Annotated in this window: 19 protein-coding genes; 7 read left to right on the plus strand and 12 right to left on the minus strand. The window is 69.1% G+C overall.

Annotation, left to right across the window (positions count from 1 at the left end):
- Both ACNR9W_RS08910 and lgt read right to left on the minus strand, forming a co-directional pair.
- Positions 1–1,044 carry a class I SAM-dependent methyltransferase gene (locus ACNR9W_RS08910; protein ID WP_419267715.1) on the minus strand — a complete coding sequence of 348 codons (1,044 nt, stop codon included), beginning with the start codon at positions 1,042–1,044 and terminating at the stop codon, positions 1–3.
- Positions 1,041–1,925 carry a prolipoprotein diacylglyceryl transferase gene (lgt, locus tag ACNR9W_RS08915; protein WP_419267714.1) on the minus strand — a complete coding sequence of 295 codons (885 nt, stop codon included), beginning with the start codon at positions 1,923–1,925 and terminating at the stop codon, positions 1,041–1,043. Before lgt ends, ACNR9W_RS08910 begins: the two co-directional genes overlap by 4 nt.
- Positions 1,926–2,052: 127 nt before the next feature.
- Between lgt and ACNR9W_RS08920 the strand changes: the two genes are divergently transcribed.
- On the plus strand, positions 2,053–2,304 hold the full coding sequence (locus ACNR9W_RS08920) for an accessory factor UbiK family protein (protein ID WP_419267713.1): 252 nt from the start codon (positions 2,053–2,055) through the stop codon (positions 2,302–2,304).
- Here the strand turns inward: ACNR9W_RS08920 and ACNR9W_RS08925 are convergent, their stop codons facing one another.
- Complete coding sequence (locus ACNR9W_RS08925; protein ID WP_419267712.1) at positions 2,305–2,613, minus strand: DUF6476 family protein; 309 nt, start codon at positions 2,611–2,613, stop codon at positions 2,305–2,307.
- Between ACNR9W_RS08925 and ACNR9W_RS08930 the strand changes: the two genes are divergently transcribed.
- The 3 genes from ACNR9W_RS08930 to ACNR9W_RS08940 all read left to right on the plus strand — a co-directional run bounded on the left by ACNR9W_RS08930 (position 2,612) and on the right by ACNR9W_RS08940 (position 5,794).
- Positions 2,612–3,634: an RluA family pseudouridine synthase gene (locus ACNR9W_RS08930; RefSeq protein ID WP_419267711.1), complete on the plus strand. Its 1,023-nt coding sequence runs from the start codon at positions 2,612–2,614 to the stop codon at positions 3,632–3,634. The genes ACNR9W_RS08925 and ACNR9W_RS08930 overlap by 2 nt on opposite strands.
- 135 nt (positions 3,635–3,769) lie before the next feature.
- Positions 3,770–4,678, plus strand: coding sequence for an RNA polymerase sigma factor RpoH (rpoH, locus tag ACNR9W_RS08935; protein WP_419267710.1), 909 nt, complete (start codon positions 3,770–3,772; stop codon positions 4,676–4,678).
- A gap of 90 nt (positions 4,679–4,768) precedes the next feature.
- On the plus strand, positions 4,769–5,794 hold the full coding sequence (locus ACNR9W_RS08940; protein ID WP_419267709.1) for a hypothetical protein: 1,026 nt from the start codon (positions 4,769–4,771) through the stop codon (positions 5,792–5,794).
- Between the two features lie 4 nt (positions 5,795–5,798).
- Here the strand turns inward: ACNR9W_RS08940 and ACNR9W_RS08945 are convergent, their stop codons facing one another.
- The gene (locus ACNR9W_RS08945; protein WP_419267708.1) at positions 5,799–6,560 is read right to left on the minus strand and encodes an NAD kinase; all 762 of its coding nucleotides are present in this window, start codon (positions 6,558–6,560) and stop codon (positions 5,799–5,801) included.
- 178 nt (positions 6,561–6,738) lie between these two features.
- Between ACNR9W_RS08945 and glyA the strand changes: the two genes are divergently transcribed.
- Positions 6,739–8,034 carry a serine hydroxymethyltransferase gene (gene glyA, locus ACNR9W_RS08950; RefSeq protein WP_419267707.1) on the plus strand — a complete coding sequence of 432 codons (1,296 nt, stop codon included), beginning with the start codon at positions 6,739–6,741 and terminating at the stop codon, positions 8,032–8,034.
- Between the two features lie 58 nt (positions 8,035–8,092).
- On the opposite strand, the gene ACNR9W_RS08955 is transcribed toward glyA, so the two are convergent.
- The 7 genes from ACNR9W_RS08955 to ACNR9W_RS08985 all read right to left on the minus strand — a co-directional run bounded on the left by ACNR9W_RS08955 (position 8,093) and on the right by ACNR9W_RS08985 (position 16,555).
- Positions 8,093–8,875 (minus strand): crotonase/enoyl-CoA hydratase family protein, encoded by a 783-nt coding sequence (locus ACNR9W_RS08955; RefSeq protein ID WP_419267706.1) that lies wholly within the window; start codon positions 8,873–8,875, stop codon positions 8,093–8,095.
- A complete protein-coding gene (locus ACNR9W_RS08960; RefSeq protein ID WP_419267705.1) occupies positions 8,868–9,731 on the minus strand; it encodes a hydroxymethylglutaryl-CoA lyase in 864 nt (287 codons plus the stop codon). The genes ACNR9W_RS08955 and ACNR9W_RS08960 overlap by 8 nt, the downstream gene beginning before the upstream one ends.
- A complete protein-coding gene (locus ACNR9W_RS08965) occupies positions 9,724–11,655 on the minus strand; it encodes an ATP-binding protein (RefSeq protein WP_419267704.1) in 1,932 nt (643 codons plus the stop codon). The genes ACNR9W_RS08960 and ACNR9W_RS08965 overlap by 8 nt, the downstream gene beginning before the upstream one ends.
- A gap of 127 nt (positions 11,656–11,782) precedes the next feature.
- Positions 11,783–13,387, minus strand: a complete 1,605-nt coding sequence (locus ACNR9W_RS08970; protein ID WP_419267703.1) for a carboxyl transferase domain-containing protein — start codon at positions 13,385–13,387, stop codon at positions 11,783–11,785.
- Positions 13,384–14,949, minus strand: coding sequence for an AMP-binding protein (locus ACNR9W_RS08975; protein WP_419267702.1), 1,566 nt, complete (start codon positions 14,947–14,949; stop codon positions 13,384–13,386). The genes ACNR9W_RS08970 and ACNR9W_RS08975 overlap by 4 nt, the downstream gene beginning before the upstream one ends.
- Positions 14,949–15,395, minus strand: coding sequence for a lysozyme inhibitor LprI family protein (locus ACNR9W_RS08980; protein ID WP_419267701.1), 447 nt, complete (start codon positions 15,393–15,395; stop codon positions 14,949–14,951). Before ACNR9W_RS08980 ends, ACNR9W_RS08975 begins: the two co-directional genes overlap by 1 nt.
- Positions 15,395–16,555, minus strand: coding sequence for an isovaleryl-CoA dehydrogenase (locus tag ACNR9W_RS08985; protein WP_419267700.1), 1,161 nt, complete (start codon positions 16,553–16,555; stop codon positions 15,395–15,397). Before ACNR9W_RS08985 ends, ACNR9W_RS08980 begins: the two co-directional genes overlap by 1 nt.
- 170 nt (positions 16,556–16,725) lie before the next feature.
- Here ACNR9W_RS08985 and ACNR9W_RS08990 point away from each other — a divergent pair, with 170 nt between their 5' ends.
- On the plus strand, positions 16,726–17,268 hold the full coding sequence (locus ACNR9W_RS08990) for a histidine phosphatase family protein (RefSeq protein ID WP_419267699.1): 543 nt from the start codon (positions 16,726–16,728) through the stop codon (positions 17,266–17,268).
- Between the two features lie 4 nt (positions 17,269–17,272).
- Positions 17,273–18,187 carry an adenosylcobinamide-phosphate synthase CbiB gene (gene cbiB, locus ACNR9W_RS08995; RefSeq protein WP_419267698.1) on the plus strand — a complete coding sequence of 305 codons (915 nt, stop codon included), beginning with the start codon at positions 17,273–17,275 and terminating at the stop codon, positions 18,185–18,187.
- Here cbiB and ACNR9W_RS09000 read toward each other — a convergent pair.
- Entirely contained in the window at positions 18,184–18,963 is a 780-nt protein-coding gene (locus tag ACNR9W_RS09000) for a transglutaminase-like domain-containing protein (RefSeq protein WP_419267697.1), read from the minus strand. The two genes, cbiB and ACNR9W_RS09000, sit on opposite strands and share 4 nt — an antisense overlap.
- Between the last annotated feature and the right edge of the window lie 3 nt (positions 18,964–18,966).

An 18,966-nucleotide genomic window follows, 5' to 3' on the forward strand; every position in this document is an offset into this window, starting at 1 on the left:
CTACTCCAGCGCCACAAAGCCGGGGACGGCGGGCGCTCCTTTGGGCCAGATGGCCATTGCCTTGAACAGGTGACCCATTTCCGACGGATGGGTCAAGCGATGAAGCGCCGACATGGCGCCTGCGTCCCCGGCGGCCTCCAGCTTGCGCGCCCGCGCCTCCGCGCCCAGGGCCAGCAGCCAGTCCCCTTGCCGCAGGGGCCGGGACACTTCGGCACCGCCGCGCAGGGCGGCGGCGGCCAGGGGCGCAAAATCCACATGCGCCGTCAGGTCAGCCTCGCCCGGATGGGCGAGCGGGTCCTCGGGTAGGTGGTTGCATAGCGCCTGGAAAGTGTCGCCAAATCCGTTCCAGCCGCCATAGTCGATGATGATCGCGGCCCCGCCTTGGGCGGCGATGCGCCGGCCCAGGGCCTCGACGAAGGCCACGCCCTCCGGGCACTCCTCGACGATGTCGCCCACAGACCCCTCGCGCGGCAGGGGCACGACCTCGCCCAGACCAAGCCTCAGCGTGCCTTTGTCGCAGAGGCCGACCATCCGCTCTCTCCAGCCTCCTTCGGTCATCTGGAACTGCCGGATGGGCAGCGCGTCAATGAATTCATTTGCGATCATGAACAGTGGCTTGACCGGCAGGTCCTCGACATGATCGAGGTGCAGGACCTGCCCCAGTCTCTCTGTCTGGACCTGGCGCAGATGGGGCGATGCCTCGATCAACGCGACCTCCGCGGCCTCGCGCATCCCCGGCACGGCGCGCAGCGTGCGCAGCATGTCGGCCATCAGCGTGCCACGCCCCGGGCCGGGTTCGGCCAGCGTGAAGGGCGCGGGTCGGCCTTGGTCCATCCAGGCCTGCGCCAGCGCCAGGCCGCAGATTTCGCCAAAGACCTGGTGGATTTCGGGGGAGGTGACAAAGTCGCCCTTCTGCCCGAACGGGTCGTGCGTGGCATAGTAACCGTACCGGCTGTCCAGCAGGCAGATCTGCATGTAGTCCGCCAGGCTGATCGGCCCCGTGGCGCGGATCCGCGCCGCGATGATCCCGGCCAGCGGCGTCATGCGGCCGCGATGGCCGGCCGCCGGCGCGCACGCCAGACCAGCAGCAGGCCGATCAGGACCATGGGCAGCGACAGCAACTGTCCCATCGTCAGGCCGATGACCGGGCCGCCCAGCACGTGGCCAAGCGGGTTGTCCGAGCTGATGAACTGCGCATCGGCCACCCGGAACAATTCGACGAACATGCGGGCAAGCCCATAGCCGGCAAGGAATATTCCGAAGGACAGCCCCGGCCGGCGCAACCCGCCGCCGCGCACCACGGCCAGCAGAATCAAACCCAGAAGCAACCCCTCCAGCCCGGCCTCGTAAAGCTGGCTGGGATGGCGGGCGCAGGGGCCTTCGACGCCCGCGCAGGCCTGCGCTGCCTCACCCGGAAAGATGACGCCCCAGGGCAGGTCGGTCGGCCGTCCCCACAGTTCCGCATTGATGAAATTGGCGATGCGCCCGAAAAAGATGCCGATCGGTGCCACCACGGCCATCGCGTCGGCCAGCCGCAGGACTGGCACGCCCTGCGTCCGCGCCCATGCCCATGTGGCCAGGATCACCCCCGCAAGGCCGCCGTGAAAGCTCATCCCGCCCTGCCAGACCTTCAGGATCTCGGCCGGGTTCGCCAGGTAATAGGCGGGCTCGTAGAACAGTACGAAACCCAAGCGACCGCCCAGGATCACGCCCAGGATCACCCAGGTCAGCAGGTCGTCGACCCGATCGGGTGCCACGGGCGCCCCGTCCCCCCACAGGCGCGGCCGGCGCATCATGGCCACGATCAGGCGCCAGCCGATGATCAGCCCCGCCAGATAGGCCAAGGCATACCAGCGCAGCGACAGCGACAGTCCGCCCAGGTTGATCGTGAAGATCTCGGGCGCGATATCGGGAAAGGGGATCATGGAACCTCGGCTGCAATTCGGCGCGCACGCTAGTGGGCGATGCCGCGGTGTCAACACGGAACGCCGCATTGAACCGGGCCGCGCCGTGAACCATATAGGGGGCAACCAGGACAAGAGGCCAAGTGACATGACCACTCAGAACCGCTTTTTCGACGACATCTCGAAACTGATGACCAATGCGATGGGTGTCGCCCATGGCGCGCGCTCGGAGGCCGAGAACGCGATGAAGGGTTGGGTTGACCGCTGGCTGGCTGACCGGGACTTCGTCACGCGTGAGGAGTTCGAGGCCGTGCGCGAGATGGCCATCAAGGCCCGCACCGAGAACGCCAGCCTCAAGGCCCGCCTGGACGCGCTGGAATCGGCCCGCAAGGCCGACTGATCAGGGCAGCGCGGTTCGGCTGACCAGCTGGCCCGCGCGGTCGTAGAGCAGCACCTCGCCCGCATCGCTGACCACCACGATCCAGTCGCGGGCAAAGGTCACGGCCTGGGCCGTGGCCCCCTGCGGCAGGGCGATCCGGTCGGGCAGTTTGGGCAGCACCGGCTGGTTCAGGCGCATCCACAGCAGCGCCACGACCGCGATCATGCCCAGCCCCATCACCAAGGCCAGCCCGCTGACCAGCGCCTTCAGAAAGCGCAGCTCCGGGACGGCTTTCGCAGCAGCCTTCCAGTCGGTATCATCATCCGCCATGTCGAACCTATCCGTGACCATCCCGGCGAACCCGCCCGACCGGCTTGATAAGGCGCTTGCGATGGCGGTGCCAGAGGAGGCGGCGCTGTCGCGGTCGCGGCTGGCCCGTCTGATCGCGGAGGGCGCGGTCATGGGTCCGCAGGGTGTCGCGCGCGACGGCAAGGCTCGCGTCGCGGAGGGAGAGGAATACCTGATCGCCCTTGCCCCGCCCGAACCCGTCGAAACGCGACCCGAGGCCATCCCGCTGAGCATCGTCCACGAGGATGATGACCTGATCGTGATCGACAAGCCCGCGGGAATGGTCGTTCACCCTGCCCCCGGCAGCCCCACCGGCACGCTGGTCAACGCGCTGCTGGCCCATTGCGGCGACTCGCTGTCGGGGATCGGCGGGGAAAAGCGGCCGGGCATCGTGCACCGGATCGACAAGGACACATCGGGCCTGCTGGTCGTGGCCAAGTCCGACCGCGCCCATCACGGCCTGGCCGCCCAGTTCGAGGCGCATAGCGCTCAGCGGCGTTATCTGGCATTGGCGCATGGGGTGATCGACGGCGCCGATCCGCGCCTGCGCGGCACGCCCGGCGTCAGCTTCGAGGAGGGTGCCGTCCTCAAGATCACGACCCGGCTGGCGCGCCACGCGACCGACCGGCAAAAGCAGGCGGTCTATTTCGACAAGGGCCGCCATGCGGTCACCCGCGCCACGCTCTTGGAACGTTTCGGTACGCCGCCCTGCGCGATGCTGGTCCAATGCCGGCTGGAGACCGGGCGCACGCACCAGATCCGCGTGCACATGGCCCATGCGGGGCTGGGGCTGATCGGCGACCCGGTCTATGGCGGCGCGCGGCGGGCTTCGGCGCGCGCCTTGGGTTCCGCGGCAGCGGCGGCAGCGGGCTTCCCACGACAGGCCCTGCACGCGGCGCATCTGGGGTTCGATCATCCCGTGACCGGGCAGCCCCTGGCCTTCGACAGCCCCTTGCCTGCGGATATGCAGCATCTTCTTGATCTGCTACGCGCGGCCTCTTGACGGCCGGCAGGCGCGGACACAGGTTACAGATCGGCCGAAAGCGGCAGGACAGGACGCCGCATGTCACCCCGATGCGCGCCGGGAACTGGGCGGCAGCGGGCTGCGTTCGGCTTTCTCTGCGAAAGGGTATCGACCATGGCGACTTATGGAAACCTTCCTGCCCCCAGTCCGGAACAGGGTCTGAACCGCTATTTGCAAGAGATCCGCAAGTTTCCGCTGCTGGAGCCCGAAGAAGAATACATGCTGGCCAAGGCTTGGGCCGATCATGAGGACAGCGAAGCCGCGCATCGGCTGGTGACCAGCCACCTGCGCCTGGCCGCCAAGATCGCCATGGGCTATCGCGGTTACGGCCTGCCGCAGGCCGAGGTGATCAGCGAGGCCAATGTGGGCCTGATGCAGGCGGTCAAGCGGTTCGATCCTGAGCGCGGCTTCCGCTTGGCCACCTATGCGATGTGGTGGATCCGCGCCTCGATCCAGGAATACATCCTGCGGTCCTGGTCGCTGGTAAAGATGGGCACCACCAGTGCCCAGAAAAAGCTGTTCTTCAACCTCCGCAAGGCCAAGTCCAAGATCGGCGCGCTGGAAGAAGGCGACCTGCGCCCCGAGAACGTCGCTCAGATCGCGACCGAATTGAACGTGACCGAGAAAGAGGTCATCGACATGAACCGGCGCCTGTCGGGGGGCGATGCCTCCCTGAACGCGCAGGTGGGTTCGGGCGACGGAGAATCGGCGGCGCAGTGGCAGGACTGGCTGGAGGATACCGACGCCAATCAGGCCGAGGCCTATGCCGAGAACGAGGAACTGGACACCCGCCGCCGGATGCTGGTCGATGCGATGGACGTGCTGAACGAGCGCGAGCGTGACATTCTGATGGAGCGGCGGTTGCGGGACGATCCGATGACGCTGGAGGATCTTTCCAGCCGCTACAGCGTCTCGCGGGAACGGATCCGCCAGATCGAGGTGCGCGCCTTCGAGAAGCTTCAGGAGCGCATGCGCATCCTGGCGCGTGAAAAGGGGATGCGGGTCGCCGATCCGGTCGAATAAACCCGTCCCGCCCACCCCGCGCCGCATTGACGCGATGCGGCGCGGCGCTATGGTCTGGGGAACCGACTGGACGACCCCAAGGCCAAAGCCATGACCGCGCTGACAGAATTCCAACGGCTCGAGGCGCAGGGCTCGTGGCGCGAGACACCCGATGCGCAGATGCGCGAAGTCGTGGTGTCGCTTGGGGAAGCAACCCTGACCTTGATGGATCCCAGATCCGACCGGCCGCTGTCGCATTGGTCACTGCCGGCGGTGGCGCGGCTGAACCCCGGCCGGATGCCGGCTGTCTATTCTCCCAACTCTTCAGGGCCCGACGAGACGGTCGAAGTCGACGATCCCTTGATGATCGAGGCGATCGAACGTGTGCATCAGGCGATTGCCCGGCATCGCGGCACGCCCCCCCGTCGCCTGCGCGGCGTAGTGACGGGGCTCGCGGTGCTGGCGATGCTGGCGGCGGGCATCTTCTGGCTGCCGGACGCGCTGATCCGTCACGCCGCCCGGATCGCCCCGCCCGCCCAGGCCCGCACCATCGGCCTGCAGATCGTCGATGACCTGGAACGCGAGATGGGTCCGGTCTGTCAGCGCAGGACCGGCCAGCAGGTGCTGGACTGGATCACGCCCGGGCTGGTCGGCAGCCAGGCGCTGGTGCGGGTCCTGCCGGGGCCGCTGAACGGCGCCCTTCGCCTGCCGGGCGATCTGTACGTGCTGGGCAATGACCTGCTGGCGGCCACGCCCAGCCCCGAGGCCGCGGCCGGGCACCTGATCTCGGCACGGCTGGCGCGGGACGACAAGGCCGTGACGCTGGACGCGCTGCGCCACGCCGGGATGATGGCGTCGCTGCGGCTGATGACGCTTGGCACCATGCCCCGCGACGCGCTGGCGGGATACGGGGACAAGCTCTTGGACCAGCTGTTGCCGCGCCCCGACCTGGCGGCCTTGCCCGCGGCATTCGCCGAACGGGGCCTGTCGACCGAACCCTATGCCCGCAGCATCGACCCCACCGGCGCCGCCGTCCTGCCGCTGATCGAGGCCGACCCGATCCGCACGGGCACGATGCAGGCGGTGCTGCTGACCGACCCACAATGGCTGGCGCTGCAGCAGATCTGCGCAGGATAATCCGTCAGACGAACTGCTCGCGCAGCAGGCGTTCCTCCAGCCCGTGGCCGCTGTCGAACAGCAGCCGGTGGCGGATGTCAGAGGCGCTCTGGATCTGGACGCGGGTCACGTGGCGGACCGAACGGCTGTCGGCATCCGCCATGACCGGGCGGCGTTCGGGGTTCAGCACCTCGACCACCACCTCGGCAGCCTTGGGCAGCAGCGCCCCCCGCCAGCGGCGCGGGCGGAACGGCGCGATGGCGGTCAGGGCCAGCACCTCGGAGCCGATCGGCAGGATCGGTCCATGCGCCGAATAGTTGTAGGCCGTCGATCCCGCGGGCGTGGCGATCAGCGCGCCGTCGCAGACCAGTTCCTCCATCCGCATCCGGCCGTCGACATGGATGCGCAGCTTGGCCGCCTGCGGCCCTTCGCGCAGCAGGCTGACCTCGTTGATGGCCAGCGCCGCATGGCAGGTGCCGTCGGCGCAGGTGGCGCGCATGCGCAGCGGATTGATCACCGTCTCCTCGGCCGCATCCAGGCGCTCGGGCAGGTCATCGGCACTGTAGCTGTTCATCAGAAAACCGACGGTGCCGCGGTTCATCCCATAGACGGGCAGGTCCCGCCCCTGCGTTGCATGCAGGGTCTGAAGCATGAATCCGTCGCCGCCAAGCGCCACCACCACCTGGGCCCGGCTCAGCTCGGCATTGCCGTAGCGATGGGCCAGAACCGCCAGGGCGGCCCGGGCCGGCGCGGCCTGGCTGGCAGTGAAATGTATCCTGGGCGTCATCGGCCACGCGTCCCCCTGAGTGCCGCGCAGCATCACGCGCAGCCGTGCCGATGACAACCCCCCGCCGGGCAGAAGGTCGCAACCGTGCCAAGGGGGTCGTTTTGTCACTTTCCGCAAGCAGAACGTTGCGTTAGAAGGCGCAAACCCGCAGCCGCCCAGCCAAAGAAGGACGCGAGAGATGAACGCCCCTAGCCGCGACAATGGCTTTTTCACCGAAAGCCTGGCCAGCCGTGACGCCGATATCGCCCAAGCCATCACCCAGGAACTGGGTCGCCAGCGCGACGAGATCGAGCTGATCGCATCCGAGAACATCGTCAGCCGCGCCGTGATGGAGGCTCAGGGCTCGGTCCTGACCAACAAATACGCCGAAGGCTATCCGGGCAAGCGCTATTACGGCGGCTGCCAGTATGTCGACATCGCCGAGAACCTGGCGATCGAGCGTGCCAAGGAATTGTTCGGCTGCGAATATGCCAACGTCCAGCCGAACAGCGGCAGCCAGATGAACCAGGCCGTGTTCCTGGCGCTGCTGCAGCCGGGCGACACCTTCATGGGCCTGGACCTGAATTCGGGCGGCCACCTGACCCACGGCTCGCCCGTGAACATGTCGGGCAAATGGTTCAACGTCGTCAGCTATGGCGTGCGCCAGCAGGACCACCAGCTGGACATGGATGCGGTTGCCGAAAGCGCCCGCAAGAACAAGCCCAAGCTGATCATCGCCGGCGGCACCGCCTATAGCCGGGTCTGGGACTGGGCCGCCTTCCGCAAGATCGCGGACGAAGTCGGCGCCTACCTGATGGTGGACATGGCCCATATCGCCGGCCTGGTCGCCGGTGGCGTGCATCCCTCGCCGCTGCCCCATGCCCATGTCGTCACCTCGACCACGCACAAGTCGCTGCGCGGCCCCCGCGGCGGCCTGATCCTGACCAACGACGCCGAGATCGCCAAGAAGATCAACAGCGCGGTCTTCCCCGGTCTTCAGGGCGGCCCGCTGATGCATGTGATCGCCGCCAAGGCCGTGGCCTTTGGCGAGGCGCTGCGCCCCGAGTTCAAGACCTATGCCGCGCAGGTGGTCAAGAACGCGGCCGCCATGGCGGATGAGCTGATGAAGGGCGGCGTCGACATCGTGTCCGGCGGCACCGACAACCACCTCTGCCTGGCCGACCTGCGTCCCAAGGGCGTGACCGGCAAGGCGACCGAGGCCGCGCTTGGCCGCGCCCACATCACCTGCAACAAGAACGGCGTGCCGTTCGATCCCGAAAAGCCCTTTGTGACCTCGGGCATCCGCCTTGGCGCGCCGGCCGGCACCACCCGCGGCTTTGCCGAGTCGGAGTTCCGCCAGATCGCCCGCTGGATCATCGAAGTCGTGGACGGCCTGGCCGCCAACGGCGAAGAGGGCAATGCCGAGGTTGAGGCCAAGGTCCGTGCCGGGGTCAAGGCGCTCTGCGACCGCTTCCCGCTCTATTCGGGCATGTAATCGCCCCTTTGGGGCAGAAGGGAACCCGCCGCGCCATCGCGCGGCGGGTTCTTTCATGTCAGGACTGCCAGCGCGGCTTCCGCTTGTCGAAAAAGGCCGCGATCCCCTCGGGCGCCTCATCGCCCTCCCAGACCTTGACCAGCCGGTCGATGCTGTCCTCGATGACGTCGGCATCGATGCGCGGACCCAGGGCGCGGCACTGCGCCTTGGCGGCGGCCACGGCTCCCGGAGCCGCCTGCAGGAACGGCGCCACCTCGGCCTCGATCGCGGCGTCCAGTTCGTCGGGCGCCACCACGCGGGCTGCCAGGTTCAGCGCCAAAGCCTCCTCCGCGCCAAAGATCCGGGCCGAAAAGAACACGCGCCGCGCGGCAGGCTCGCCCATGCGGGCGACGACATAGGGGCCGATGGTCGCGGGGATCAGGCCAAGCCGCACCTCGGTCAGGCCGAACCTGGCCGGAGCCGCGACGATGGCGATGTCGCTGACCGCCATCATCCCGATGCCACCGCCAAAGGCGTTGCCATGGACACGGGCAATCAGCGGCTTGGGCAGCAGGTTCAGCGCCGACAGCATCCCGGCCAGTGCCCGCGCCCCCTCGCGGCGCGTCGCCTCGTCTGCCTGCATCTGCTGACGCATCCAGGCCAGATCGCCGCCCGCGCAAAAGCTGTCGCCCTGTCCCGCCAGCACCACGACACGCACCGCAGGGTCCGCGCCAAGCGCCCCGGCCGCCTCTGTCAGTTCGTCCATCATCTGGCGCGACAGGGCATTGTGCTTGTCGGGTCGGGCCAGCCACAGCGTGGCCACGCCGCGCGCGTCCCGGTCGATGCGGATCGTTTCAGGCATGGTGCCCCTCCTTCAGGTCGCGGGCCATGACCGCCGCGTGTTCGATCACCCTCATGTCCAGCCCGTGGGCCAGGCCCCGTGCCGACAGATGCGCGGCCAGGGCTTCGGTAGCGACATTCCCCGCCGCGCCCGGCGCATAGGGACAGCCCCCCAGTCCCCCCACTGCGGCGTCGAAAATGCGCAACCCGCGCGACAGGCTGACATCCACGTTCTGCAGGGCCCGCCCGGCCGTGTCGTGGAAATGCCCCGCCAGGCGTTCGGGCGGCAGCTCATCCAGCACGGAGGCCAGCATGGCGTCGACCGCTTCGGGGCGGCCCTGCCCGATCGTGTCGCCCAGGCTGACCTCGGCGCAGCCAAGGTCCCGCAGGGCGGCCGCGACCCGCGCCACCTGCCCCGGCGCCGTGGGTCCGTCAAAGGGGCAGTCGGTCACGACGCTGACATAGCCGCGCAGAAAGACGCCATCCGCCCGCGCGGCCTCGGCGACCGGCGCCAGACGCTCCAGGCTCTCGGCGACGGATGCGTTCAGGTTGGCGCGGCTGAAGCCTTCGGACGCGCTGACGAAGATCGCGACCTCGTCGGCACGGGCGGCGCGCGCGGCCTGATAGCCCTTGAGGTTGGGGGTCAGCACCGCATAGCGCAGGCCCGGCCTGCGGCTGATGCCCGCCATCACCTCGGCCGCATCGGCCATCTGCGGCACCCATCGGGGTGAAACGAAGCTGGTCACCTCGATCCGGCGAAAGCCCGCCTGCGACAGCAGGTCCACCAGCGCGATCTTGTCGGCGGTGGGGATCTGCCGCTTTTCGTTCTGCAGCCCGTCGCGGGGGCCCATCTCGAAGATCTCGACGCGCTCAGTCATCGGAGACCTCGTCCAGCCGGATTAGCGCCGCCCCCGCCTCGACCTGGTCGCCCGCCGCGGCCAGCACCTCGGCCACGATGCCGTCGCGCCCGGCGGTCAGGCTGTGCTCCATCTTCATGGCCTCCAGCACCGCCAGCCGCTCACCGGCCCGGACCCGCTGGCCCTGCGTCACATGCACGGCCTTCACCAGCCCCGGCATGGGGGAGCGTGTCAGCCCGTCGCCCCCGTCATCGGCCCCGGCCCGCGCCAGCGGGTCGCGGGGCACCAGATGCACCCTGTGCCCGCCAAAGATGCTGACCCCGGCGGAATGGCAGGCGATGCGTTCCCGGCACAGGTCGCCGTCGACCCACCAGCGGTCGCCCTGCCAGCGCACCTCGTGCGGCTGGCCGTCCAGCGTCACGCGGGCCGCGCCCGGCCCCAGCACCTCCAGGACCGCTTGGCCGCCGTCCCATGCGATGGTGCGGCGCAGCGGCTGCCACAGGGTCATGCCCCCGCGCATCTGCGGATCGGCCAGGCCGGCAAGCCCGACTACGGCCAGCGCCATGGCCCGCGCATCGGGCGCCGCTGCCGCGACCAGCGCGTCCAGGTCCCGCGCGATCAGGCCGGTATCCACCTGTCCGGCCCGAAAGCCGTCGTGGCGGGTCAGGGCAATGAGAAAGTCGAGGTTGGTGACCGAACCCGCAACCTCGGTATCGACCAGCGCCTGTTCCAGCGCGCGCAGCGCCACCGCCCGGGTAGGGCCGTAAGTGACGACCTTGGCGATCATCGGGTCGTACCACGGGCTGATCGCATCGCCCGCGCGTACCCCGGTCTCGATCCGCGCCGCATCCGGAAAACGCAGATGCGCCAGGCGCCCGGTGGCGGGCAGAAAGCCTGCCGGCACGTCCTCGGCATACAGGCGGGCTTCGAAGGCATGGCCACGGATCGTGAGGTCCTGTTGCGCCGCAGGCAGCGGCTCACCGCTGGCCACGCGCAGCTGCCATTCGACCAGATCGATGCCGGTGATGGCCTCGGTCACCGGATGCTCGACCTGAAGCCGGGTGTTCATCTCCATGAACCAGAAGCGGTCGGGGCGCAGGCCGTCGCTGCCGTCCACGATGAATTCGATGGTGCCGGCGCCGGAATAGCCGATGGCCTCGGCGGCGCGGACGGCGGCGTCGCCCATGGCCCGGCGCATCTCCTCGGTCATGCCGGGGGCGGGCGCTTCCTCGATCACCTTCTGGTGGCGGCGCTGCAGCGAACAGTCGCGTTCAAAAAGATGCACGGCGCGGGTCCCGTCGCCGAACACCTGCACCTCGATATGGCGGGGCTGGAGGACGTATTTCTCTATCAGGACGGCGGCGTTGCCAAAGGCGTTCTGCGCCTCGGACCGGGCCGATTCCAGCGCCTCGGCGAAATCGGCCGGATCGTCGACGCGCCGCATCCCCTTGCCGCCGCCTCCCGCCACGGCCTTGATCAGCACCGGATAGCCGATCCGATCCGCCGCCTGCGCCAGCCCATCCGGGTCCTGGTCGGCCCCGTGATAGCCCGGAACGACCGGCACGCCCGCCTCTTCCATCAGGGCCTTGGCGGCATCCTTCAGCCCCATCGCGCGGATGGCGCGGGCCGAGGGGCCGATGAAGACCAGGCCCGCAGCCTCGACCGCCTCGACGAAGTCCGGGTTCTCGGACAGAAATCCGTAGCCCGGATGGATCGCCTGCGCCCCGGTGGACCGGGCCGCCGCGATGATGGCGTCGCCGCGCAGATAGCTGTCGGCCGGCGCGGGGCCGCCCAGATGCACCGCCTGGTCGGCCATGGCGACGTGCCGCGCGGCGCGGTCGGCGTCCGAATAGACGGCGACCGTCGCCACGCCCATCCGGCGGCAGGTGTCGATGATCCGACAGGCGATTTCACCGCGATTGGCGATCAGGATCTTGTCGAACATGGCTGACCTTTCGATTGGCGCCGGGCGTCGCGGGCCATGCGCCCGCCGTCCCGTGCAGAAGATGTTGGCGCGCGGGGGCCCGGGGCCCCGCAGCGCGGCCTTGGCGCAGTGCGGGCCATGCCCGCGTTCACATCCGGAACAGGCCGAAGCGCGTCGGCTCCAGCGGGGCGTTCAGCGCGGCACGCAGCGACAGGGCCAGCACCTCGCGCGACTTGCGGGGGTCGATGATGCCGTCGTCCCAGAGCCGCGCCGAGGCATAGAGCGGGTGCGACTGACGCTCGAACATCTCGACCGTGGGGCGCTTGAACTCGGCCTCCTCCTCGGGCAGCCATTCGCCGCCCGCGCGCTCGATCCCCTCGCGGCGCACGGTGGCCAGCACCCCGGCCGCCTGTTCGCCGCCCATGACGCTGATGCGGCTGTTGGGCCAGGTCCACAGGAAGCGCGGCGAATAGGCGCGCCCTGCCATGCCATAGTTGCCCGCGCCAAAGCTGCCGCCGACCAGCATGGTGATCTTGGGGACGTTGGTCGTGGCCACCGCCGTCACCATCTTGGCGCCGTGGCGCGCGATGCCCTCGTTCTCGTATTTGCGGCCGACCATGAAGCCGGTGATGTTCTGCAGGAAGACCAGCGGGATGCCCCGCTGCGAGCAGAGTTGGATGAAATGCGCGCCCTTCTGCGCGGCCTCGGAAAACAGCACGCCGTTGTTGGCGACGATGCCGACGGGACAGCCCTCGACATGGGCAAAGCCCGTGACCAGGGTTTCCCCAAAGCGGGCCTTGAACTCGTCAAAGCGGCTGCCGTCGACGATGCGGGCGATCACCTCGCGAATGTCATAGGGGGTGCGAAGGTCGGCGGGCACGACGCCGAATATCTCGTCGGGATCATAGGCCGGGGCCTCGGGCGCCTGCCACTGGACCTCGCCCTGGGGGCGGCGGTTCAGGTGCTGGACCGCCTGCCGCGCCAGGGCCAGGGCGTGGCCGTCATCCTCGGCCAGGTAATCGGCCACGCCGGACAGGCGGGTATGGACGTCGCCGCCGCCCAGATCCTCGGCGGAAACCACCTCTCCGGTCGCGGCCTTGACCAGCGGCGGGCCGGCCAGAAAGATCGTGCCCTGGCCACGGACGATGATCGTGACATCGGACATGGCAGGGACATAGGCGCCCCCGGCGGTGCAGGAGCCCATCACCACGGCGATCTGGGCGATGCCCTTGGCGCTCATCCGGGCCTGGTTGAAGAAGATGCGGCCGAAATGGTCGCGGTCGGGAAAGACCTCGTCCTGGTTTGGCAGGTTCGCGCCGCCGCTGTCCACCAGGTAGAGGCAGGGAAGATGGCATTCCTCGGCGATTTCCTGGGCACGAAGGTGCTTTTTCACCGTCATCGGGTAATAGGTGCCGCCCTTGACGGTGGCATCGTTGGCCACGACCATCACGTCCTGCCCATGCACCCGACCGATGCCGGCGACCACCCCCGCCGAGGGGGCGGCGCCGTCGTACATGCCATGCGCCGCCGTGGCGCCGATCTCCAGAAAGGGCGATCCCGGGTCCAGAAGGTTTGCCACCCGTTCGCGCGGGGGCATCTTGCCGCGATTGACGTGACGCTCCATCGCGCGGGCGCCGCCGCCCTCGGCGGCGGCCTGCGCCGCCTGGCGGGCCGTGTCCAGCAGCGCCAGATGCGCCTGTCGATTGGCTTGGAACTGCTCGGACGAGGGCAGTGCGGATGAGGTCAGCTTCATAATGGGGTCTCCGAAGGTCCGGCGTCGATTTCGGCCTGGGCCAGCTTGCGCAATTCGCGTCGCATGACCTTGCCGGTCACGGTCATCGGCAAGGCGTCCAGGAAGGCGATCTCTCGCGGGTAGGAATGGGCGGCCGACTGCCGGCGCGCATGGGTCTGCAACTCGGCGGCAAGTTCGGCAGAGGGGACGTGACCGGGGCGCAGGACCACATAGGCCTTGACGATCTCGGTGCGCAGCGGGTCGGGCTTGCCGATGACCCCGGCCTGGGCCACAGCGGGGTGGCGCAGCAGGCAATCCTCGATCTCGGAGGGGCCGATGCGGTATCCGGCCGAGGTGATGACATCGTCGTCGCGCCCGACGAACCGGACATAGCCATCCTCGATCACGCCGCGGTCGCCGGTCACCATCCAGTCGCCACGGAACTTGGCGGCGGTCGCCTGCGGGTTCTGCCAATAGCCCAGCATCATGCTGCCCGCGCCGCGTCGGATGGCGATGTCGCCTTCCGCATCGGTGACCTGCCCGTCACTGTTCAGGACCGCCAAATCAAAGCCGGGGGCGGCTTTCCCGATCGCGCCGGGCCGCACCGGGAACATCGCCCCCGACGATGCCGCGACCATGTTGCACTCCGTCTGGCCGTAGAATTCGTTGATCGTCAGCCCAAAGCCCCGCCGGCCCCAGTCCAGCATTTCCGCGCCAAGCGTCTCGCCGCCCGAGGCGACGCTGCGCAGGCCCGGCAGGTCCATGTCGGCCGCCTTCAGCATCTTCAGCGCCGTCGGCGGGAAGAAGATGTTCCGGATGCCGCAGTCGCGGATCAGCGCGGCCACGGCCGCGGGGTCGAACTTGGGCATCCGGGCAGCCACGACCGGCACGCCAAGCGCCAGCCCGGGCATCGCCACGTCGAAAAGGCCACCGATCCAGGCCCAGTCCGCCGGTGTCCAGATGACATCACCGGGTTGCCCCAGCAGGTCGTGGCTCATCTCGACGCCCGGCAGGTGGCCCGTCAGGACCCGGTGGCCGTGCAGCGCCCCTTTGGGCGCGCCGGTCGTGCCGGAGGTATAGATGATGATCGCCGGATCATCGGGGCCCGTGTCACGGGTCTGGAACGGCGCGGCCTCGGGCAGGCCCTCCTCCGGGACGATCACGCGAAGGTCGGGGAACGCGGCCAGCATCGCACTGCCCTCGGGGTCGGTGATGACGGTGGCAATGCCCGCATCGCGCAGGCGCAGTTCCAGCGCCTCGGGGCCGAAGAGCTTGAACAGCGGGACCGAGATCGCCGCCGATTTCCAGACCGCCAGATGCGCCGCGGCGGTCCAGGTCGATTGCGTGCGCAGGATGCCGATGCGGTCGCCCCTGTCGGCCTGCAACGCATGGGCCAGTTGGTCGGTCATCGCCTCCAGCTGGCCAAAGCTGACCGGGCGCGGGCTGCCGTCATGTTCGATGATCGCCACCGCCGCCGGATCATGGGCCAGGCACTGGTCGGCCATGTTCAGCCGCGCCGAAAACTGCCAGCGGAATTCGGCGCACAGGCGGTCATGGTCGGCATGGGACAAAAGCCGCGACATTAGCCCCCCTCGGCCAGCGACGCGTCCAGCCGCAGCGCCTGGTCGGCGGTCAGCTCCATCTGGCACTGAAGACGGACGGTGCCGGCCAGGGTGCCGCCGTCATATCGCACTGCCTCAAAGTCGCAGGCCGCGTCACGGAATGCGATCCACTTGCGCTGCATCTCGCGCAGCGCCTCGGCCCCGACGGGCGTGAACCGGTCCATTCCCGACCGGTAGGCATCGTTCAACCGCGCGTCCCACAGGTCGCGCTCTGCCGCAAAGCACTTGTTCATGCCAAGTGTCGTCTGGCCACCCTCGCCCTCCATGCAGGCCCGTGCCGCCCTGCCCGCGCAGTCGCGCCCGCCCTCTGCCTCCAGGCAGGCCACCGTCGCCGCGGGGTCGAAGGACGGCGCCTCCTGCCCGGCGGCAGGCGCGGCACAAAGCGCCAGCAGGACGACCGCACGCATCAGACGAGGCCCATCAGTTCCCGGCCGATCAGCATGCGGCGGATCTCGCTGGTGCCGGCACCAATCTCCATCAGCTTGGCGTCGCGGAACAGGCGGCTGACCACGCTGTCGTTCAGGAAGCCCGCCCCACCCAGGGCCTGCACCGCCTGGTGGGCCTGCACCATCGCCTGTTCGCTGGCATAAAGCACCGCGCCCGCCGCATCCTGACGCGTGACCTTGCCCGCGTCGCAGGCGCGCGCGACCTCGTAGACATAGGCGCGCGAGGTGTTCAGCGCGACATACATGTCGGCGATCTTGGCCTGCATCAGCTGGAACGACCCGATCGGCTGGCCGAACTGCTTGCGCTCGGCCACATAGGGCATCACCTGATCCAGGCAGGCCGCCATGATACCGGTGCCGATGCCGGCCAGGACCACCCTCTCGTAGTCCAGGCCCGACATCAGCACCCGAACGCCCCGGCCCTCCTCGCCCAGGACGTTCTCGAACGGGATCTCGACATTGTCGAAGATCAACTCGCCCGTATTCGATCCGCGCATCCCCAGCTTGTCGAAATGCGGGCTGGTCGAAAAACCCGACATGCCGCGTTCGACGATGAAGGCCGTGATGCCCTTCGACCCGGCCTCGGGGTCGGTCTTGGCATAGACCACCAGCGTCTGCGCATCCGGCGCATTGGTGATCCAGTACTTGCTGCCGTTCAGGACGTAGCGGTCGTTCCTCTTCTCGGCCCGCAGCTTCATGCCGACGACGTCGCTGCCCGCGCCCTCCTCGGACATCGCCAGCGCGCCCACGGCCTTGCCGCTGCACAGGTCGGGCAGGTATTTCGCCCGCTGCGCGTCGGTGCCGTTCAGCTTGATCTGGTTCACGCAAAGGTTCGAATGCGCGCCATAGGACAGGCTGACGCTGGCGCTGGCGCGGGCGATCTCCTCGACCGCGATCACATGCGCCAGGTAGCTCATGCCCGACCCGCCCCATTCCTCGGCGACCGTGATGCCCAGCAGGCCCAGTTCGCCCATCTCGGACCACAGTTCGTTCGGGAAGGCGTTGGTGCGGTCCACTTCACCGGCGATCGGCGCCACGCGCTCCTGCGCCCAACGGTGCACCATGTCGCGCAGCGCGTTCACATCCTCGCCTAGATCGAATTCCATGCCCCGCGTGAACATCGCGATCCCCCCTCCCCGGTTATTGAACGCTTGTTCATTTCTTTACCGCAGCCGCCCCGCCTCCGTCAAGCCAAGGCTGCGCCCGGTCCCAACCTGCGTCAAGGTGCCGCCGGGCCTTGCCCGCCGCCCCCCTTCGCGCCACAGAGGCGCACAACAACCGGAGACGGCACATGCGGCTTTCCATCCTGCGCCACGCCCCCAGCCTGTCGGACGGCCTGCTGGCCGGCCGCCGCGACGTGCCTGCCGATTGCGCGGACCACGCCACGCTGGCGCGCCTAGCCATGCGGATCGGACAGCCGCGGCAGGTGATCGCCAGCCCTGCCCTGCGCTGCCGCCAGACGGCCGAAGCCCTTGGGCTGACGCCCGAGCGGCTGGAGCCCGCGCTATGGGAGCAGGACATGGGCGTCTGGGAAGGGCTGCCCCCCGACCGCCTGCCCGACCTGGGCCCGCTGTCGCCGATCGAACTGGCACGGCACAGGCCGGAGGCGGGCGAGAGCTTTGACGACATGACCGCCCGCGTCATCCCAGTGCTGCAGGGGCTGCGCGACGACTGCCTGGTGGTGGCCCATGCCGGCACGGCGCGCGCCGCCCTGTCGATGGTGGTGGGCCCGGCGGCGCTGTCCTTTTCTGTGGCGCCGCTGTCGCTGACCATCCTGCGGCGCATGGGCGATGCCTGGGCGGTCGAGGCGGTCAACCTGACCGTCGGGGAATAACCCCATGGCGATGATCGCGGCGCTGGCGTTGATTCTGGATGCATTGATCGGCTGGCCACAGCGGGTCTATGCCCGGATCGGGCACCCGGTGACCTGGATCGGGCGGATGATCGCGGCGCTGGACCGGCGGATGAACCGCGGCGGCGCGCGGCGGTTGAAGGGCGCGCTGGCGGTGCTGCTGGTCGTGGCGGCGGCGCTGGTCCCGGCGGCGCTGATCCAGGTCTGGCTGGGACCCTGGGTCGCGGCCGTCCTGGCCTGGCCGCTGGTGGCGGCGCGGTCGCTGGACGAACATCTGCGCGCGGTGGCACGGCCCCTGCGGCAGGCAGATCTGGCGGGCGCGCGCGCGGCCACGGCGATGATCGTCGGCCGCGACGTCAGCCACGCCGGCGAGGCCGCGCTGGCCCGCGCGAGCCTGGAGAGCTTGGCCGAAAACGCCAGCGACGGGGTCATCGCGCCGCTGTTCTGGGCGGCCATCGGGGGATTGCCGGGCATCGCCGCCTACAAGGCGATCAACACGCTGGATTCGATGATTGGCCACCGCACCCCGCGCCACGAGGCCTTTGGCGCCTTCGCCGCGCGACTGGATGACGTGGCCAACCTGATCCCGGCGCGGCTGACGGCGCTGCTGATCGCGCTGGCCGCCGGGGGCCGCGCCCGGCAGGCCCTGCGCTGCGCGCTGGACGACGCGCCGGCGCATCGCTCACCGAATGCCGGCTGGCCCGAAGGGGCGATGGCGGGCGCCCTTGGCGTGCGCCTGTCGGGGCCGCGCGTCTATGGCGACAGGATCGCGCACGAATGCTGGCTGAACGGCACCGCGCCCGACCCGGCCGCCGCCGACTTGGACCGGGGCATCCGCATCTATCGCCGGGCCGTCGCTCTTGGCGGCGTCCTGCTGCTGGGTGCCGCTTTGATCGCCTAGTCCAGCCGCGTAACCTTGACCGTCTGGACCTGCAGGTCGGCCGCCGTCCCGGTGGTCAGGAAGGCCACGTCGGTCGCGTCGCGTCCGACCGCCACCAGCGCCATGTTGTCGGCCCCGGCCATGCCGGTCGGATCGACCAGGTGCCAATCGCCCGACAGATAGACCTGCACCACGGCATGGAAATCCTGCGGCTCGACGTCGGGGGCATAGACGCTGGCGATCCGGGCGGGGATCTGGGCCGCGCGGCACAGCGCGATCAGCAGATGGGCATAGTCGCGGCAGACGCCCCGCCCTTCCAGGAAGGTGTCGGCGGCGGTGGTGTTGCCGTCGCTGATGCCCGAGACATAGGCCAGGTGTCCCTCGACCCAGTCCCGCATCGCCGCGACCTTGGCGCCGCCCTGCAGCCCGTCAAAGCGCGAGCAGACGAAGTTCGTGAAACGGTCCGCCTCGCAATAGCGCGACGGCAGCAGATAGCGCAGCGCGTCGCCCGGCATATGCTCGACCGGCACCGCGTCCAGGCGGGAGAGGTCGACCGGCGGGCGGGTCACCTCGACCTCGGCGCCATAGCGGCAGGTCAACCGGTCCTCCAGCCGCATGACGATGCGCTCGCCGATGCCCTCCTCTCCGGGAACGCGCCCCAGATGGGCGGGCTGTCCCAAGTCGATGCTGGCCGAGATCAGCGTCTGCCCCTCGGCCCCCGCCGCCTCGATCACCACGATCGCCGGTCCGGCAGCGCCAAGACGGTAATCAAGCACAACATCGATCTTCATCCGCATCGG

It is taken from the genome of Paracoccus sp. T5 (assembly GCF_048538155.2).
Lineage (GTDB): Bacteria > Pseudomonadota > Alphaproteobacteria > Rhodobacterales > Rhodobacteraceae > Paracoccus.

What these genes read in the sequence shown, in the direction of transcription:
- ACNR9W_RS08970 (WP_419267703.1), bottom strand. Translation starts at nt 13,387, where the DNA reads ATGAAGCTGACCTCATCCGCACTGCCCTCGTCCGAGCAGTTCCAAGCC.
- glyA (WP_419267707.1), top strand. Translation starts at nt 6,739, where the DNA reads ATGAACGCCCCTAGCCGCGACAATGGCTTTTTCACCGAAAGCCTGGCC.
- ACNR9W_RS08990 (WP_419267699.1), top strand. Translation starts at nt 16,726, where the DNA reads ATGCGGCTTTCCATCCTGCGCCACGCCCCCAGCCTGTCGGACGGCCTG.
- ACNR9W_RS08960 (WP_419267705.1), bottom strand. Translation starts at nt 9,731, where the DNA reads ATGACTGAGCGCGTCGAGATCTTCGAGATGGGCCCCCGCGACGGGCTG.
- ACNR9W_RS08985 (WP_419267700.1), bottom strand. Translation starts at nt 16,555, where the DNA reads ATGTTCACGCGGGGCATGGAATTCGATCTAGGCGAGGATGTGAACGCG.
- ACNR9W_RS08980 (WP_419267701.1), bottom strand. Translation starts at nt 15,395, where the DNA reads ATGCGTGCGGTCGTCCTGCTGGCGCTTTGTGCCGCGCCTGCCGCCGGG.
- ACNR9W_RS08945 (WP_419267708.1), bottom strand. Translation starts at nt 6,560, where the DNA reads ATGACGCCCAGGATACATTTCACTGCCAGCCAGGCCGCGCCGGCCCGG.
- ACNR9W_RS08955 (WP_419267706.1), bottom strand. Translation starts at nt 8,875, where the DNA reads ATGCCTGAAACGATCCGCATCGACCGGGACGCGCGCGGCGTGGCCACG.
- ACNR9W_RS08920 (WP_419267713.1), top strand. Translation starts at nt 2,053, where the DNA reads ATGACCACTCAGAACCGCTTTTTCGACGACATCTCGAAACTGATGACC.
- ACNR9W_RS08940 (WP_419267709.1), top strand. Translation starts at nt 4,769, where the DNA reads ATGACCGCGCTGACAGAATTCCAACGGCTCGAGGCGCAGGGCTCGTGG.
- ACNR9W_RS08930 (WP_419267711.1), top strand. Translation starts at nt 2,612, where the DNA reads ATGTCGAACCTATCCGTGACCATCCCGGCGAACCCGCCCGACCGGCTT.
- ACNR9W_RS09000 (WP_419267697.1), bottom strand. Translation starts at nt 18,963, where the DNA reads ATGCGGATGAAGATCGATGTTGTGCTTGATTACCGTCTTGGCGCTGCC.
- ACNR9W_RS08910 (WP_419267715.1), bottom strand. Translation starts at nt 1,044, where the DNA reads ATGACGCCGCTGGCCGGGATCATCGCGGCGCGGATCCGCGCCACGGGG.
- ACNR9W_RS08975 (WP_419267702.1), bottom strand. Translation starts at nt 14,949, where the DNA reads ATGTCGCGGCTTTTGTCCCATGCCGACCATGACCGCCTGTGCGCCGAA.
- lgt (WP_419267714.1), bottom strand. Translation starts at nt 1,925, where the DNA reads ATGATCCCCTTTCCCGATATCGCGCCCGAGATCTTCACGATCAACCTG.
- rpoH (WP_419267710.1), top strand. Translation starts at nt 3,770, where the DNA reads ATGGCGACTTATGGAAACCTTCCTGCCCCCAGTCCGGAACAGGGTCTG.
- ACNR9W_RS08925 (WP_419267712.1), bottom strand. Translation starts at nt 2,613, where the DNA reads ATGGCGGATGATGATACCGACTGGAAGGCTGCTGCGAAAGCCGTCCCG.
- ACNR9W_RS08965 (WP_419267704.1), bottom strand. Translation starts at nt 11,655, where the DNA reads ATGTTCGACAAGATCCTGATCGCCAATCGCGGTGAAATCGCCTGTCGG.
- cbiB (WP_419267698.1), top strand. Translation starts at nt 17,273, where the DNA reads ATGGCGATGATCGCGGCGCTGGCGTTGATTCTGGATGCATTGATCGGC.